Below are 15,007 nucleotides of genomic sequence, written 5' to 3'. Positions count from 1 at the left end.
GCGAAGTCGCGGGACCAGGGGGGTCGGTGTGGCAGCAGTGGTGCGGTTGCTGGGGGAGGTCGCCGCGGACGTCGACGGGGTGCCGGTCGACCTGGGGCCGCCCCGGCAGCGGTGTGTGCTGACGGCGCTGGCGGTCGACGCCGGGCGGGCCGTGCCGGTGGACCGGCTGGTGGAGCGGGTCTGGGGCGCGGACGTGGCGCAGCGGGCGCGGGCGACGTTGCACAGCTACATCTCGCGGCTACGGCGGGCGTTGGCCGGTGCGGACGGGATGGCCATCGGGCGCCGGTCAGGCGGCTACGTCCTCGTGACCGATGCCGCCCGGCACGTGGTGGACCTGCACCGGTTTCGTGAGCTGTGTGCTCGGGCCCGCTCCGATGACGAGCAAGCCGTGCACTCGTTGACCGAAGCTTTGGCCCTGTGGCAGGGAGAGGCACTGACCGGCTTGACCGGCGCGTGGGTCGAAGCCGAACGAAGCCGGTTGCGGCAGGAGCGCCTGGCCGCCGAGCACGACCTGGTGGACGCGCGGCTGCGCGCCGGAGAAGGCGGGGAGCTGGTGGCAGAGCTGTCCGCCCGGACGACGCAGTGTGCGCTGGACGAGCGGGTGGCGGGCCAGTACATGCTGGCCCTGCACCGGGCCGGGCGCACGACCGATGCCTTGGAACACTATCGGCAGGTACGCGCGCGATTGATCGCGGAGCTGGGGACCGAACCCGGTGCCACCCTCCAGGAACTGCACCAGCAGGTCCTGGCCGCCGACCCCGGTCTCACCGCGGCACCTGCCGGCGGCGCCGGTGAGCAGGTGGCGCCTCGTCAGCTGCCGGCCGCACCCGCACCGTTCGTCGGCCGGCACCCCGAATTGGACCGGTTGGACGACTGGGGGACGGCAGCCACGCCCGCGATCCTGGCCATCGCGGGGCCGGGCGGTATCGGCAAAACGTGGCTGGCGCTGCACTGGGCCCACCGGCAGGTGGATCGGTTTCCCGACGGCCAGCTGTTCGTGGACCTGCACGGTTTCAGCCCGGACAGGTCACCGATGGACCCCGCCGTGGCGGTGCGGGGGTTCCTCGACGCCTGGGGCGTCGATCCCGGACGGCTGCCCGTCGCGCCCCACGCCCAGGCAGCGCTGTTTCGCAGCTTGGTCGCGGGCAAGCGGATGCTGCTGGTGCTGGACAACGCCGCCGACACCGCCCAAATCGCCCCGCTGCTGCCGGGGAGCACAACGTGCACGGTGGTGGTGACCAGCCGCAACCGGCTTCCGGGCTTGATCACCCAGGGAGCCCGGCACGTGCCCCTGGACTTCCTGCCTGACACCGAGGCGCGCGCCTTGCTGACCGAGCGTCTCGGCGCCGTGCGGGTGCGGGAGAATTCCGCGGCGGTGGACGACCTTCTCGGGTTGTGCGGCGGGTATCCCTTGCCCTTGAGCATCATCGCGGGTGAGGCCTGCACACGCCCGCTCCTGCCACTGACCGAGCTGGCCGCCGAACTCCGTCAGCTCGGCCTGAGCGCGCTGGCGGACGACGACCCCGCCGCCAGTTTGCCGTGCGTCCTGTCGTGGACCCGGCACACGCTCACCGCCGAGCAGGATCGGCTGTTCGCCTTGCTGGGCCTCGCCCCCGGCACCGACCACGGACTCGCCGCCGTGGCCAGCCTCGCGGGTGTCTCGCTCTCGGACAGCAGGATGCTGCTACGCGGGTTGGAACAGGTGTCGCTGATATTCCGGAACGCCGCCGGCCGATACGTGATGCACGACCTGATCCACGCCTACGCCACCGATATCGGGCGGGAGCTGCCCGAGGATGCGCAAGATGCGGCGCTGCACCGGGTGCTCGACTTCTACGCCCACACCGCTCACAACGCAGGCCTCCTGCTGGGTTCGCACCACGACCCCGTTCGGCTCGCTCCGCCCGTACCCGGTACGCACCGCCAGCCGATGCCCGACGCGGCAGCGGCGATGGCGTGGTTCGATGCCGAGCGTGCCGCCCTGCTCGCGGCCCAGCAGACTGCCTCCCACCACCACCTGCACCACACCGTGTGGGGACTGGCGTTGTCCTTGAACACTTTCCACCACCACCGGGGCCACCGCTACGATCGCCTCGCCGCGTGGCGGGCCGCCACGGACGCTGCCGCCCAGCTGTCCGATCCCACCCCGCTTCTCGTTTCCCACCGGCATCTCGGCCACGCCTGCGCCGCGGTGGGATTGCGCGACGAGGCGATCGAACACTTGCAGCACGCCATAACCCTCGCCGAACAGTACGACGATCCCGGCCAGCAGGCGCACGCACACCAAGCTCTTGCGCGGGTATGGGGCCGGTGGGATGACCGGCACGCACTCGACCACGCCACTCGAGCGCTTCGTCTCTTCCGCGAACTCGGCCCGCCGTTGTGCGAGGCCCACGGCCATCACGCGGTGGGCTGGTACACGGCCCGCCTGGGCGACCACGACACCGCTCATCGTCATTTCCGGGATGCGCTCGGTCTGCACCGAGCTCACCACAACCCGACCGGTGAGGCGAACACCCTGGACAGCCTCGGCTACGTCGAGCACCACAACGGCGACCACCGCCGAGCCGTCGACCATTACCGACAGGCCTTGGCCTTGCGCCGTGGTCTCGGCAACGCCTTCGACTCCGCCAGCACCCTCGAGCACATCGGCCAGCCATACATCGCTCTAGGCCGGCACGAGAAAGCACGCGCGGTGTGGCAGGAGGCACTGGAGCTGTACAGGCAGCAAGGACGCGACGAAGACGTCAGAAACGTGCGGCAAAAGCTCGACACCCTGGGAACGCCAACCCGATGAACCCACCCGGGAGAGGACGGTAAAGGCGGGGGTGGGCGCGCGGCGGCCGGGCGGCGCACCGATCGGTACGCCGTCCCGCTGCCGTCGGCCGAAGTCACTTGCGGTTCCACTTCTGGTTGTCGGCGCCGCTGCACGTCCACAGCTGCACCCGGGTGCCGTTCGCCGTGGCCGCGCCCGTGACGTCCAGGCAGAGCCCGGATTCCCGGCCGACGACGGTTCCGGCGGCCGTCAAACTCCACTGCTGGTTGGCACCTCCGGTGCAGTCCCAGATTTCGACCGCCGTGCCGGCCGCCGTGGCGTGGCCGGGTACGTCGAGGCACTTGGTGCCGTAGACCCGCAACGCGCCGTTGGGCAGCTGGGTCCACTGCTGGTTGGCGCCGCCGGTGCAGTCCCAGATGGCCAGGAGTGTTCCGTTGGCGGTGGCCGCTCCGGGCACGTCCAGGCAGCGGTTGGCACCGGCGCCGCGCAGCACTCCGCTGGAGGTGTCGCCACCGGGACCGCTGGGCAGGCCCCAGCCGTAGCGGAGCCGGTCGAGCCCGGACTGGTTGGTGACGGTCAGCGAGAGGTTGGTGCCGGTGCCGTTGAGCGAGGTGATCGCGCAAGAGGCGTTGAAGCACGGGCCCGGGCCGACCGTCTGGTCCGCTCGCTTGACCCCGGTCCACAGCAACGATCCCATGCCCAGGCTGCGCACGGTGTCGGTGAGTGCGTAGAAGTACGAGACGTTGTTGTTGCCGTCACGCGGACCGTTGTAGTCGGCGCCGGTGTTCATGGGCACGCCGAATTCGGTGAGCACGGCCCGGTCGGCGTAGCCGCACAGGCGGCTTTTGAAGCTGGCGATCCAGTCGGCCTCGGTGGGGTGGGTCTCCCCGCCGAGGGTGTACATGTGGATCGACAGCAGCGTGCCGCTCAAGCGCGAGTCGGCGCCCACCGCGCACAGGTCGATGTCCGACCACAGGCCGGGGATGATCATCCGGCCGCGGGGCACTGTGGGGTAACGCGCCAGCCAAGCGGCGGCGAGGTTCGTCAGTTCGGTGGCGCTGTACCCCCAGGGCTCGTTGATGAAGTCGAAGGAGAAGCGGCTGTTGCCACCGTACTTGGCGATGACCTTGTCCCACATCGCGTTGAAGGCGGCCGTGTTCGCGATCCGGCCGCTGCCGTCCGGCGGCGTCCAGGGGGCGATCATGACGTTCATGCCCAGCGCGTCGGCCGCGTCGTAGGCCGCCACGAGGCTGTTCCACCAGGACGACGAAGTCGTCTGCGGGTTGATGCCGAACCGGATCGTGTTGGCGCCCAGGTTCTGGAAGCCCTTCAGGATCGGGGTGGCCTTCGCGTAGGTGGTGGCGTAGCTATCCGAGGTGGACAGTCCGATCGGGACGTTCGGGTCGGTCAGGAAGTTGTCCCGGTAGTCGGCCCAGTTCACCCCGTGGAACTGGTTGGTGGTGGCCTGCGCCGGCGGACCGGCGGCGGCCTGGATGCCGAGGCAGCCCAGCATCAGGGCGATGGCCGGCCCGATCGAGGCGAACCGCCTCGGCCGGTGGTGGGTCGATCTCATCTTTCCTCCAAGGCAGCTCTATTTGAGGTTGGGCACTTCGTCGCGGGTGACGACGTAGGGGCTGTTGAAGGTGCTCCGGAGGAAGCCGGGATCCTGGCCGGTGATCCAGGTGCTGTTCCACGTGCTGAACATGACCCAGCGGGTGCCGGTGGACTGGAGCTGCGCCGGGTCGGGGATGGCGCCGTTCTCGTGCAGCGCGATCGGGATAGTCGGACCGACGACACCGCGGGTGGCGTTGAACAGCGACGTCAGCGGCCCGTGGTCGTTGACGTAGGTGTCCGCGCCACCGACGTCCACATAGGACTTTCCAGGGTAGAAGGACGAATTCGGCTCGCCGTTCGCCGGCCACAGCCACACGAGGTTGTGGATGCCCTTGACGTTGACGAAGTAGTTGAACTGGAACTTCCACAGCCGCTGGTACTGCGCGCCGCCTTCCTTGCTCCACCAGAACCACGTGCCGCCGGCCTCGTGGTACGGCCGCCACAGGACGGCGACGTTCTGGGACTGCAGGCGCAGCAGCTGGCTCGCCGCTTCGTCCAGTTCGGCGGTGTAGGAGGCGTATTCGCGGGTGCCCGGGGTGAGGGTGTTGCCGATCGACGCGGTGCCGCCGTAGTTGCAGCGGCTGGTGGCCGGTGCGCCGACGTGCCAGCCGATCATCGGGATGCCGCCGGCGTTCCACCAGGCGGCGGCGCGGTCGACGGCGCCGGGGCGGTCGCACATGTCCAGCCCGCGGATCGCCGGGGTCTTCCCGGTGTTGTTGTGGATGAAGGTGAACTCGTTCTCGCTGCCGTTGGTTTCCTGCTGGCCCGAGACGATGTGGTTGCCGTACTGGCTGTAGAGGTAGCACAGCAGGTGACGGGCCTGCGGGGTGGCGTTCGGGTCTACGGTTGCGACGTTGCAATCCGTGCCGCTTCCGCCGCCGTTCAACGTCCACTTCTGGTTGCTCTGGCCGGTGCAGTTCCACAGCACCACGGCCGCGCCGTTCGCCGTCGCGGCCCCCGAGACGTCCAGGCACAGCCCGGAGGCCACGCCGGTGATCGTGCCGTCGCCGCCCAGCCGCCACTTCTGGTCCGGGCCGCCGGTGCACGTCCCGACCTCCGCCTTCGTGCCGGGAGTCGTCTGGCTTTCGTGCGCTGCCAGGCACATCGTCCCGTTGTAGACCCGCAGCTCCCCGGCTGCCGTGGTGGCCCAGTTCTGGTTGGCGCCGCCGTGGCAGTCCCAGATCTCCACCGCCGTTCCGGGGGACTGGCTCGCGCCGGTCACGTCGAGGCAGCGACCGGAACCGGCGCCGACGAGTGTGGCGCTGGTCGCCGCCGGCGCGGCGGGGGCCCCAAGCAGGGCTGTGCCCGCGAGGGTGGCAGCCGCGAGGACGCCGAGCCGCCGGATCCGGCGGCGCCAGGGCGTGGTGAGAGCAGGATTCATCTTTTCCTCCAAGCACTGCGTCGTGCGGAGTACTGCTTCTGCGGGCTCCGGAGATGCCCGGACCCCTGATCCGGATCGGCCGCGACTTGCGACGTTCCAATCGATCTTCACCCGGGAGCCGGGAAGTGGGTGGGCCGGTGCCGTGGACCGTACCGCCGTGAAACGCCCACCGGCAATACCCTTTGCCCGGGCAGAAATCGCGAGGGACTGGTCGGCGCAACGCGGAGCGCGCCACCGGAACCAACCGGCAGCGCCGAACGCGCGAAGCCCGGGCTCGGTCAGCCGGCGGAGGGCGGCGCCGTGGAGGCGCGCACGACCAGGTCCGGGGTGAACCGGATTTCCTGGTGCTGGTGGCCGGGCCGGTCCTCGGCCAGGAGCAGCTCCGCGGCCGCGCGGCCGAGCTGGTACTTGGGCTGGCGGATGGTCGTCAGGGCGGGGGAGAGCTGCTCGGCGAACTGCACGTCGTCGTACCCGATCACCGACATCCGCCCGGGCACCGGAATGCCCCGCCGGCGCAAGCCGCGCAACTGTCCCAACGCGACGACGTCGTTGAAGCAGATGACCGCGGTCGGGCGCGGCGACACCGCGAGCACCCGGTCGACGACCGAGTCGGCCACGTCGACCGTGCACGGCTCGGGTACCGGGATTTCGACCAGCGTCGAGGGGACGTCCAGGCCGGCCCGCGCGATCGACCGGCGGACACCCTCCGCGCGGTCTCGCAGCGACCGGACCCCCGCCCGGCCGCTCAGGAAGGCGATCCGCCGGTGGCCGAGCGCCAGGAGGTGGTCGGCGGCGGCGCCACCGCCGTGGACGTCGTCGACGGCGACCGCGCAGAGGTCGGCACCCGCCCGGGGGTGATCGACCAGGACCACCGGGGTACCGCGCCCGCTGAGGCGCTCCAGCCGGTCCAGCCGCGATCCGGCCGGGTTGACCAGGACGCCGCGGACACCCAGCTCCTCCATCATGTGCAGGTAGGTGTTCTCCTGGGCGGTGCGCGAGTCGGTGCTGCCGACGATGAGCAGGCAGCCCGCCTCGGTGAGCCGGTCCTCGATGCCCCGGGAAACCTCGGCGAAGAACGGGTTGGCGGTGTCCAGCAGCAGGCAGCCGGCGATCGTGCTCGGTGCGCCGCGCAGCTGGCGGGCCGCGCCGTTGCGGACGTAACCCACCTCGGACATGGCGTCCTCGACCCGGCGCCGGGTGCTCGTGGCCACGACGTCCGGGTTGTTCAGCACGTTGCTCACCGTGGAGGTCGACACGCCCGCGGCGGCGGCGACCTGCCGGATGCTCGCCCGGAGCGCCCGCTGCGAGCCGCCACCCTCGTCTTGCCCCATTTCCCCACCCTACTGAGCGATCCGGCCGGAGGTAGTCGGCCGGACCCGACGGCCACGGGATACGCGTTGGTTGACTTTCTTTCTTCAGAAACCTAACAATGTCGTGGCAGAGCTCCACCGCGCTCATCGAGGAGACAAGGCGGTTCGGATGGCATCGAGGACGACGGTCTTCGTCACGACCCTGCTCATCTGCCTGGCGGCGCTGCTGGTCCCCGGCACGGCCCGGGCCGCGTCGTTGCAAGAGGTCAGGGACTTCGGCTACAACCCCAGTGGTATCAAGATGTTCGTGTACGTGCCCGCCACGGTCGCGGTGAAGCCCGCCGTCGTGGTCGGGGTGCACTGGTGCCACGGCACCGCGCAGGACTTCTACACCGGCACGCAGTACGCCGCGCTGGCCGACCGGTACGGGTTCATCGTGATCTACCCCTCGGCGGTCAGCTCCGACGGCTGCTGGGACGTCCACTCCCCGTCGGTGCTCACGCACAACGGCGGCGGCGACGCGCAAGGCATCGTGTCGGTGGTCAAGTACGTCCAGCAGCACTACAACGGTGACCCGGGCCGCACGTTCGTCACGGGGCACTCCTCGGGCGGCATGATGACCAACGTCCTGCTCGGCTCCTACCCGGACGTGTTCCAAGCCGGCGCGTCGTTCGCGGGCGTGCCGTTCGGCTGCTTCGCCGGTCCGGCGTCGTGGAACACCGACTGCGCGGAGGGCCGCATCAACAAGACCGGGCAGCAGTGGGGCGATCCGGTGCGGGGCGCCTACCCCGGCTACGGCGGCCCGCGGCCCAGGGTGCAGCTCTGGCACGGCACCGAGGACGACGTGCTCCGCTTCGCCAACTTCGGCGAGGCGATCGAGCAGTGGACCAACGTGCTCGGCGTGAGCCCGGCGCCGACCTCGACCGAGTACAACACCCCGCGCAGCACCTGGACCCGCACCCGCTACGGCTCCCAGGTCGAGGCGATCCGGGAGCAGGGCCAGCCGCACAACCTCCAGATCCTCGCCGACGAGGCGATCCGCTTCTTCGGCATCGGGCAACCACCGGCCGGCGGCTCGCTGGTCGGCGCGCAGTCCGGCCGGTGCCTCGACGTCGCGTCGGCGAGCCACAGCAACGGCGCCGCCGCGCAGCTGTGGGACTGCAACGGCGGCACCAACCAGCAGTGGACGTCCACATCGGGCGGTGAACTGCGGGTCTACGGCGACAAGTGCCTCGACGCCACCGGTCAGGGCACGAGCGCGGGCACCACCGTCCAGATCTGGGACTGCAACGGCCAGGCCAACCAGAAGTGGACCACGCGGTCCGACGGCTCCGTCCAGGGCGCGCAGTCGGGCCTGTGCCTGGACGCGACGAACCAGGCCACCGCGAACGGCACCCCGATCGCGCTCTGGACCTGCAACGGGGCCGCCAACCAGCGGTGGATCCGGCGGTGAGGGAACCGCCGAACCCCCTCGCTCAGCCGTCCGGCGGGCTCACCTTCGACGACGGCAAGGCCGGCAACACCCCGGCCTTGCTCGCCGCGCTCGCCAAGAAGCCCCGCCATTCGGTTCGAGCAATTCGACGGTGCGGTCCGTCGAAGCCGAATACGGCCTCCGGGCCGGTGCTGCCGCCACGCCTCCGGCCGCGGTAGCCGGGACAAATCCGGCTCGGCAGTAAGCGCTTTCACCTGTGTCCTTGACGGGTGGCACACGCAATTGTGCGGGGTCTGTCGGCAGCGCCGGGCTTCGGCTACTCTTGTCTGAGAGCGCTTCCAATCGTGAGTTCCTCAGCGTCACCATCATCGGATTGCCAACGGAGGCACCATGTCGGCCGCTCGAGCACGGTTCATCGCAGTCGTCTTGTTCGCGACGGCGCTCCTCGCCACGCCGGCCGCCGCGGCGGCTGCGTACCCCAATCCAGGCCGCGTCACCGGCGACGTCGGCGTGCACGACCCGAGCGCGGTGAAGCGCGCGGACGGCAGCTACCTGGTGGCGCACACCGGGGACGGGATCGCGTTGAAGACGTCCACCGACCGCGTCGCTTTCCGCAATGCCGGTTCGGCGTTTCCGAACGGAGCGCCGTGGACGACGGCCTACACCGGCGGGAGCCGGGCCTTGTGGGCCCCGGACATTTCGTACCACAACGGCCAGTACTACTTGTATTACGCGGCTTCCACTTTCGGCTCCAACCACTCGGCGATCTTCCTGGCCACCAGCCCGTCCGGCAATTCCGGTAGCTGGACCAACCGGGGCCTGGTCGTCGAATCGCGCAGCGGTGACAACTTCAACGCCATCGACCCGAACCTGGTCGTGGACGATCAGGGCCGGTGGTGGCTGGACTTCGGCTCGTTCTGGTCGGGCATCAAGCTGATCCAGCTGAACCCCGCGACCGGGTTGCGCCAGGGGAGCGGCCTGACCGCCATCGCCGGGCGGGGCGGCGGCGCGATCGAGGCGCCGTTCATCGTCAAGCGTGGCCAGTACTACTACCAGTACGTGTCGTTCGACCTGTGCTGCCGGGGCGCGGCGAGCACGTACCGGGTGATGGTCGGGCGGTCCACGAGCGTCACCGGCCCCTACACCGACCGCAACGGCGTGCTGATGACTTCCGGTGGCGGCACCGAAATCCTCGCCGGCCACGGCAGCATCCACGGGCCGGGTCACGAGGCCGTGCTCGCCGACAACGGCGGCGATCTGCTCGTCTACCACTACTACGCCGACAACGGTGCTTCCCTCCTGGGCATCAACCGCCTGAACTACGACTCGGCGGGCTGGCCGCAGGTCGCCTGAACGTTCAGTTGCAGCCGGAAATTCTTCGGTGTTTTCCGTGCGCGTTCACAGGAACGAGACAACCCATGACGATCGGCACGAAAACGCGGGCCACGATGCTCGCGGTCACGCTCCTGACCGCGCTCACCACGGTGGTGCACCCGGCGGCGGCCGCCACGGGTGACGGCTCGCCGTCCGACTCGAACATCAGGTACTTCGGGCGGTGGGACACCCGGTCGCCGGGCGCCTACGTGCCCGGGTGGGCCGGCGCCTACGCGGTGGTGGGTTTCACCGGTACCGCGGTGAAACTGCGTCAACGCGCGAGCGTCGACCTGTACGCGAGTGTCGATGGCGGCGCCTGGGCGTCGTACCGGAACGTGAGCGGGACGGTGAACCTGACGCCGTCCCGGCTGCCGTCGGGCACGCACACGCTGCGGGTGGCCTACCGGCAGGATGCCGGCTCCTACCACGGTGACGAGGTGTTCCAGGGCGTGAGCCTGGATTCCGGCGCGCACACCGTGGCGGTGAGCGTGCCGTCCCGGATCGTGGAGTTCGTCGGCGACTCGATCACGGCGGGCTACAAGTCGTCCCAGGAGGCGCTGACCGCGTACGGCTGGCTGACCGCCGAGAAACTGGGTGTCGCGCACACCGAGATCGCCCGTCCCAGTGTCTGCCTGTACCCGGCCTCGGGGTGCATCGGCATGCGGGACCGGTACTTCAAGACGGGCCTGGACACCAGTACGCCGGACTGGGACTTCTCCCGCTACCAGGTCAGTGACGTGGTGATCAACCTCGGCACGAACGACCGCTCGCACAACGTGTCCGGTGCCCAGTTCCAGAGCGCGTACGTCACGCTGCTGCAGCGGATCCGCGCGAAGTACCCGAACGCCACCCTCCACGCGATGGAAATCTTCAAGCAGTGGTACGTCACCGAGACCAAGGCCGCGGTCGCCGCCCGGACCAACGCGAGCGACGGCAAGGTGCGTTACGTCGCCACGGAAGGCTGGATCGACCCGGCCACCGACACCGCGGACGGCACCCACCCGAACGACGCGGGTCACCGGAAGATCGCGGCCCGGCTCGCCGCGGTCATCGGGTGAACGAACACCGTCACCCAGCCACCGCATCCCCGGTTTCGCGACGGCGAAGCGAGCTGATCGCCCCGTGGTGCACGTCGAGAAAGGAAGCATTCGCATGGTCCGCAAATCGAGATGGGCGGTGGCTCTGGCCGCCGTGGCGGTCGTTCTCGGGATCGTCGCGCCGGCCGGCGCCCGGCCGGCCTTCGCCGCCGACAACCCGTACCAGCGGGGTCCGGACCCGACCACGACGAGCGTCGCGGCCACGCGGGGGACCTTCGCGACCGCGGAGCTGACCGTGGGCAGCGGGAACGGCTTCGCCGCGGGCAAGATCTACTACCCGACCGACACCTCGCAGGGCAAGTTCGGGGCGATCGCGATCGTGCCCGGCTACACCGCGACCTGGGCGGCCGAAGGCGCGTGGATGGGGCCGTGGCTGGCCTCGTTCGGGTTCGTCGTCATCGGGATCGACACGCTCAGCCGCACCGACTACGACACCGCACGCGGCACGCAGCTGCTGGCCGCCCTGGACTACCTGACCCAGCGCAGTCCGGTCCGGGACCGGGTCGACACCCAGCGCCTGGCGGTGATGGGGCACTCGATGGGTGGCGGGGGTGCGATGTACGCGGCCCTGCACCGGCCGTCCTTGTGGGCCGCGGTCGGGCTGGCGCCGTTCAGCCCGTCGCAGAACCTGAGCACCGACCACGTCCCGACGCTGCTGCTGGCCGGGCAGAACGACGGGACGGTCAGCCCGTCGAGCGTCCAGACCCTCTACAACGGCATTCCGGCCGGGGTGGAGAAGGGCTACCTCGAACTGACCGGTGCGGGCCACGGCTTCCCGACGTCGCCGAACTCGGTGATGATGCGGCGGGTCATCCCGTGGCTGAAGATCTTCGCCGACCACGACACCCGCTACAGCAAGTTCCTGTGCCCGTCCCTGGCGGATTCGACCGGCATTTCGGGCTACCGCAGCACCTGTCCGCTCGACGTCCCGGGCGGCGGTGATCCCGGGCCGGGTGACCAGGCGGTGAGCCTGGTCGGCGCGGGCTCCGGCAAGTGCGTCGACGTGCCGAACCAGTCCCAGGCGAACGGCACCGCGCTGGTCGTCTGGACCTGCAACGGCGGGACCAACCAGCGCTGGACCCCGACGGCGGCCGGCGAGCTGCGGGTTTACAACGGCACGAAGTGCATGGACGCGGGCAGCGGCCAGCCGGGGACGGCGGTGACGATCAGCTCGTGCGGCGGCAGTACGAGTCAGAAGTGGACGGTCGCCGCGAACGGCACGATCACCAACGCCCAGGCCGGCGCCTGTCTCGACGTGTCCGGCGGCGGCACCGCCGACAACACACCGGTCATCGTGTGGAACTGCACCGGCGCTGCCAACCAGGTCTGGACCCGCCAGGCGTAGAGGAGCCGGGGAGGCGGCACCCGGCCGCCTCCCCGGCAGCTCGCGGGCTCGGACAACTTGATTAGATAGCTTAATGAAGTAAGCTGAGCGGGCTCTGTTGTGCGGAACAAGGAGGTCAGGTGCCCGAGAGCCGTCTGCTCGCCGCCGAGGTGGTGCCGCCCTGGCTGGCCGCCGAGCCGGATCGGCTGCTGGAGTTCGCCCGTGCTTCCCGGCACCCCGAAGGCGGCTTCGCCTGGCTGGACGAGCAAGGGCGTCCGGTGCACGGGCGACCGGTCGAAACCTGGATCACCTGCCGGATGACGCACGTCTTCGCCCTCGCCGTGGCCCAGGGGAGAAGCGAGTACCGCGAACTGGCGGAGCACGGGGTCGCCGCGCTGACCGGCCTGTTGCGCGACGACGAGCACGGCGGCTGGTTCGCGTCGGCCACCGCGGCCGGCCCGGTCGCCGACGACAAACGCGCCTACGAGCACGTCTTCGTCATCCTCGCCGGGGCGAGCGCGGCCGCCGCCGGGATCGGCGACGCCCGGCTCCTGCTCGACGAGGCGCTGGCCGTGTTCGACGACCGCTTTTGGGAGCCGGCGGCGGGCCTGGCGGCCGACGTCTGGGACCGGGGATGGACCCGGCTCGAGCCCTACCGCGGGGCCAACGCCAACATGCACGCCGTCGAAGCCCTGCTCGCGGCCGCCGAGATCACCGGCGACCCGCGGCTGTCCGAGCGGGCCGCCCACATCGTCGAGCGGCTCGTCGGCCGGGTCGCCCGCGGGCACGGCTGGCGGCTCCCCGAGCATTTCACGGCGGAGGGGACCGAGCTGCCCGAGTACCACCGCGACGACCCGGCCCACCCGTTCCGGCCGTACGGCGTCACCATCGGGCACCTCTTCGAATGGGCCCGGCTGGCGGTGCACGTGCGGACCGCGCTGGGCAGCCGCGCCCCGGACCGGCTCCTCGAGAGCGCCGGCGACCTGTTCGCCACCGCGGTCCGGGACGGCTGGTCGGTCGACGGCGCGGACGGTTTCGTCTACACCACGGACTTCGCGGGGACGCCGGTGGTGCACAGCCGCCTGCACTGGGTCGTGGCCGAGGCGATGGCCGCGGCCTGGGTGCTGCACCAGGCGACCGGAGAGGCGCAGTACCTCTCGTGGTTCCGGCGGTGGTGCGACTACGCGGAGAAGTACTTCGTGGACCGGGAAGACGGGTCTTGGCACCACGAACTCGACCGCGGCAACGCCCCCGCGGCCGCGGTGTGGCCGGGCAAACCCGACGTCTACCACGCCTACCAGGCCGCGCTGATCACCCGGCTGCCGATGAGCGCGTCGTTCGCCGGTGGCGTGCTGCTGGGCCGTTCAGGAAGCGGGTGACAGCGGGGGTTCGGACGGCTGGAGGTTCTCCGGCAGCCGCAGGCCGCTGTGCAGCGGCACGAGCTCGGACTGCAGCACCATCGCGGCGGCGCCGATCGCCGGTGCGGTCGCCGCCGCCCGGGACAGCCGCATCTCGACTGTGTGGTTGGCGCGGGCGAAGAACATGCCGTCCAGTTCCCGGCTGACCGCCGGCAGGTAGCTCGGCCCGGCGATGGCGAAGCTGGGGCCGGTGAGGACCACGGCTTCGAGGTCCATGATGTTCGCCAGGTTCCGCACGGCGACCGCGACGTACCGCGCCGAGCGTTCCAGCAGCGCGAGCGCGCTCTCGTCACCCCGTCGCGCCGCCCGGCTGACCGCGGCGAAGTCCGGGATCACCGACTGGTCCGGGGTGCGGTCCCGCCGGGACAACCCGGCCGCGCGGGCGAGCCGGCGATCGGCACGCGCGGCGGCCACGACCGCGGCCGGGCCGGCGAGGACCTCGAGACAGCCGCGCGCACCGCACCAGCATTCGGGACCGTCCAGGTCGAGGCAGGTGTGGCCCAGCTCGCCGGTGTTGCCGCTCGTGCCCCGGTAGCTGATCCCGTTGACGATCAGCCCGGCGCCGATGCCGCTGCCCATGTACAGCGCGGCGAAGGTGGGCGGCAGGTCCACGCCGCCGGACCAGTGCTCGCCGAGCGCCGCGGCGGTCGCGTCGTTGTCGAGCACGACCGGCAGGCCGGTGGCGCGGCGCATTTCGCCGCCCAGCGGGAAGTCCGCCCACCGCCGCATGGCCGGCGGGGTGATCGCCATGCCTTCGTTGGCGCTGAGGGGGCCGGGGATGACCAGGCCGAAGCCCAGCAGGCGCGCGCGGTCGACGTCGGCGCTCGCGACGAGCGCCCAGGCCTCTTCGGTCATCCGCCGCACGACCGCTTCCGGGGCGGCGTCCCCCGCGCCGGGCCGGGAGATGCGCGCGACCACGGCTCCCGCCAGGTCGGTGACCACGTACGTGATGTCGGCGTGGTCGAGGTGGATGCCGACGGCGTACCGGGCCGACGGGTTCAGCTGCAGCAGGACGCGGCGCTTGCCGCCGGTCGACGCGGCGCGTCCGGTCTCCTGGACGAGGCCGTCGTCGAGGAGACCGCGGACGACCGTCGAGATCGTGGCACCGGTCAGGCCGGTGGCGTTGACCAGGCTGACCCGGCTGATGGTGCCGGCGGCCCGGATGACGTCGAGGACCGCCGCCCGGCTGCTGGTGTGCGGGGTGGTCCTGGTGGGCGCGCTCATCCGAACTCCTGCCGACTTACTTAGGTCGATACGCGAAGAGTAGCAAGGCGCTGCCCG

Annotated in this window: 10 protein-coding genes; 6 read left to right on the top strand and 4 right to left on the bottom strand. The window is 70.7% G+C overall.

Annotated features, from left to right (window positions below):
* Nucleotides 1-28 precede the first annotated feature (28 nt).
* The gene (locus tag AB0M30_RS31160) at nt 29-2,797 is read left to right on the top strand and encodes a BTAD domain-containing putative transcriptional regulator (RefSeq protein WP_364590939.1); all 2,769 of its coding nucleotides are present in this window, start codon (nt 29-31) and stop codon (nt 2,795-2,797) included.
* A 94-nt stretch (nt 2,798-2,891) separates the two neighbouring features.
* Here AB0M30_RS31160 and AB0M30_RS31155 read toward each other — a convergent pair whose 3' ends face one another.
* The 3 genes from AB0M30_RS31155 to AB0M30_RS31145 form a co-directional block, all read right to left on the bottom strand.
* Nucleotides 2,892-4,349: a ricin-type beta-trefoil lectin domain protein gene (locus AB0M30_RS31155; protein WP_364590936.1), complete on the bottom strand. Its 1,458-nt coding sequence runs from the start codon at nt 4,347-4,349 to the stop codon at nt 2,892-2,894.
* 18 nt (nt 4,350-4,367) lie between these two features.
* Entirely contained in the window at nt 4,368-5,771 is a 1,404-nt protein-coding gene (locus tag AB0M30_RS31150) for a glycosyl hydrolase (RefSeq protein WP_364590934.1), read from the bottom strand.
* A 278-nt stretch (nt 5,772-6,049) separates the two neighbouring features.
* Nucleotides 6,050-7,102, bottom strand: a complete 1,053-nt coding sequence (locus AB0M30_RS31145; protein WP_364590931.1) for a LacI family DNA-binding transcriptional regulator — start codon at nt 7,100-7,102, stop codon at nt 6,050-6,052.
* Between the two features lie 148 nt (nt 7,103-7,250).
* On the opposite strand from AB0M30_RS31145, the gene AB0M30_RS31140 reads away from it, so the two are divergent.
* From AB0M30_RS31140 to AB0M30_RS31120, 5 genes are all read left to right on the top strand, one after another.
* The gene (locus AB0M30_RS31140; protein WP_364590928.1) at nt 7,251-8,534 is read left to right on the top strand and encodes a PHB depolymerase family esterase; all 1,284 of its coding nucleotides are present in this window, start codon (nt 7,251-7,253) and stop codon (nt 8,532-8,534) included.
* Nucleotides 8,535-8,903: 369 nt separating this feature from the next.
* Nucleotides 8,904-9,866, top strand: a complete 963-nt coding sequence (locus AB0M30_RS31135; protein ID WP_364590926.1) for an arabinan endo-1,5-alpha-L-arabinosidase — start codon at nt 8,904-8,906, stop codon at nt 9,864-9,866.
* 65 nt (nt 9,867-9,931) lie between these two features.
* Nucleotides 9,932-10,945 (top strand): GDSL-type esterase/lipase family protein, encoded by a 1,014-nt coding sequence (locus AB0M30_RS31130; protein ID WP_364590923.1) that lies wholly within the window; start codon nt 9,932-9,934, stop codon nt 10,943-10,945.
* Nucleotides 10,946-11,039: 94 nt separating this feature from the next.
* A complete protein-coding gene (locus AB0M30_RS31125) occupies nt 11,040-12,329 on the top strand; it encodes a ricin-type beta-trefoil lectin domain protein (RefSeq protein WP_364590920.1) in 1,290 nt (429 codons plus the stop codon).
* A 119-nt stretch (nt 12,330-12,448) separates the two neighbouring features.
* Complete coding sequence (locus AB0M30_RS31120; protein ID WP_364590917.1) at nt 12,449-13,687, top strand: AGE family epimerase/isomerase; 1,239 nt, start codon at nt 12,449-12,451, stop codon at nt 13,685-13,687.
* On the opposite strand, the gene AB0M30_RS31115 is transcribed toward AB0M30_RS31120, so the two are convergent.
* Nucleotides 13,673-14,950, bottom strand: coding sequence for an ROK family transcriptional regulator (locus tag AB0M30_RS31115; protein ID WP_364590914.1), 1,278 nt, complete (start codon nt 14,948-14,950; stop codon nt 13,673-13,675). The genes AB0M30_RS31120 and AB0M30_RS31115 overlap by 15 nt on opposite strands.
* Between the last annotated feature and the right edge of the window lie 57 nt (nt 14,951-15,007).

This window comes from Amycolatopsis sp. NPDC051716, from assembly GCF_040681595.1.
Classification (GTDB): domain Bacteria; phylum Actinomycetota; class Actinomycetes; order Mycobacteriales; family Pseudonocardiaceae; genus Amycolatopsis.
The sequence above is the reverse complement of the archived record's forward strand: the minus strand, read 5'-3'. Positions and strand labels throughout refer to the sequence as shown.

Coding starts and splice junctions, on each gene's coding strand:
- AB0M30_RS31155 (WP_364590936.1), bottom strand. CDS start 4,349: ATGAGATCGACCCACCACCGGCCGAGGCGGTTCGCCTCGATCGGGCCG.
- AB0M30_RS31150 (WP_364590934.1), bottom strand. CDS start 5,771: ATGAATCCTGCTCTCACCACGCCCTGGCGCCGCCGGATCCGGCGGCTC.
- AB0M30_RS31145 (WP_364590931.1), bottom strand. CDS start 7,102: ATGGGGCAAGACGAGGGTGGCGGCTCGCAGCGGGCGCTCCGGGCGAGC.
- AB0M30_RS31140 (WP_364590928.1), top strand. CDS start 7,251: ATGGCATCGAGGACGACGGTCTTCGTCACGACCCTGCTCATCTGCCTG.
- AB0M30_RS31135 (WP_364590926.1), top strand. CDS start 8,904: ATGTCGGCCGCTCGAGCACGGTTCATCGCAGTCGTCTTGTTCGCGACG.
- AB0M30_RS31130 (WP_364590923.1), top strand. CDS start 9,932: ATGACGATCGGCACGAAAACGCGGGCCACGATGCTCGCGGTCACGCTC.
- AB0M30_RS31125 (WP_364590920.1), top strand. CDS start 11,040: ATGGTCCGCAAATCGAGATGGGCGGTGGCTCTGGCCGCCGTGGCGGTC.
- AB0M30_RS31115 (WP_364590914.1), bottom strand. CDS start 14,950: ATGAGCGCGCCCACCAGGACCACCCCGCACACCAGCAGCCGGGCGGCG.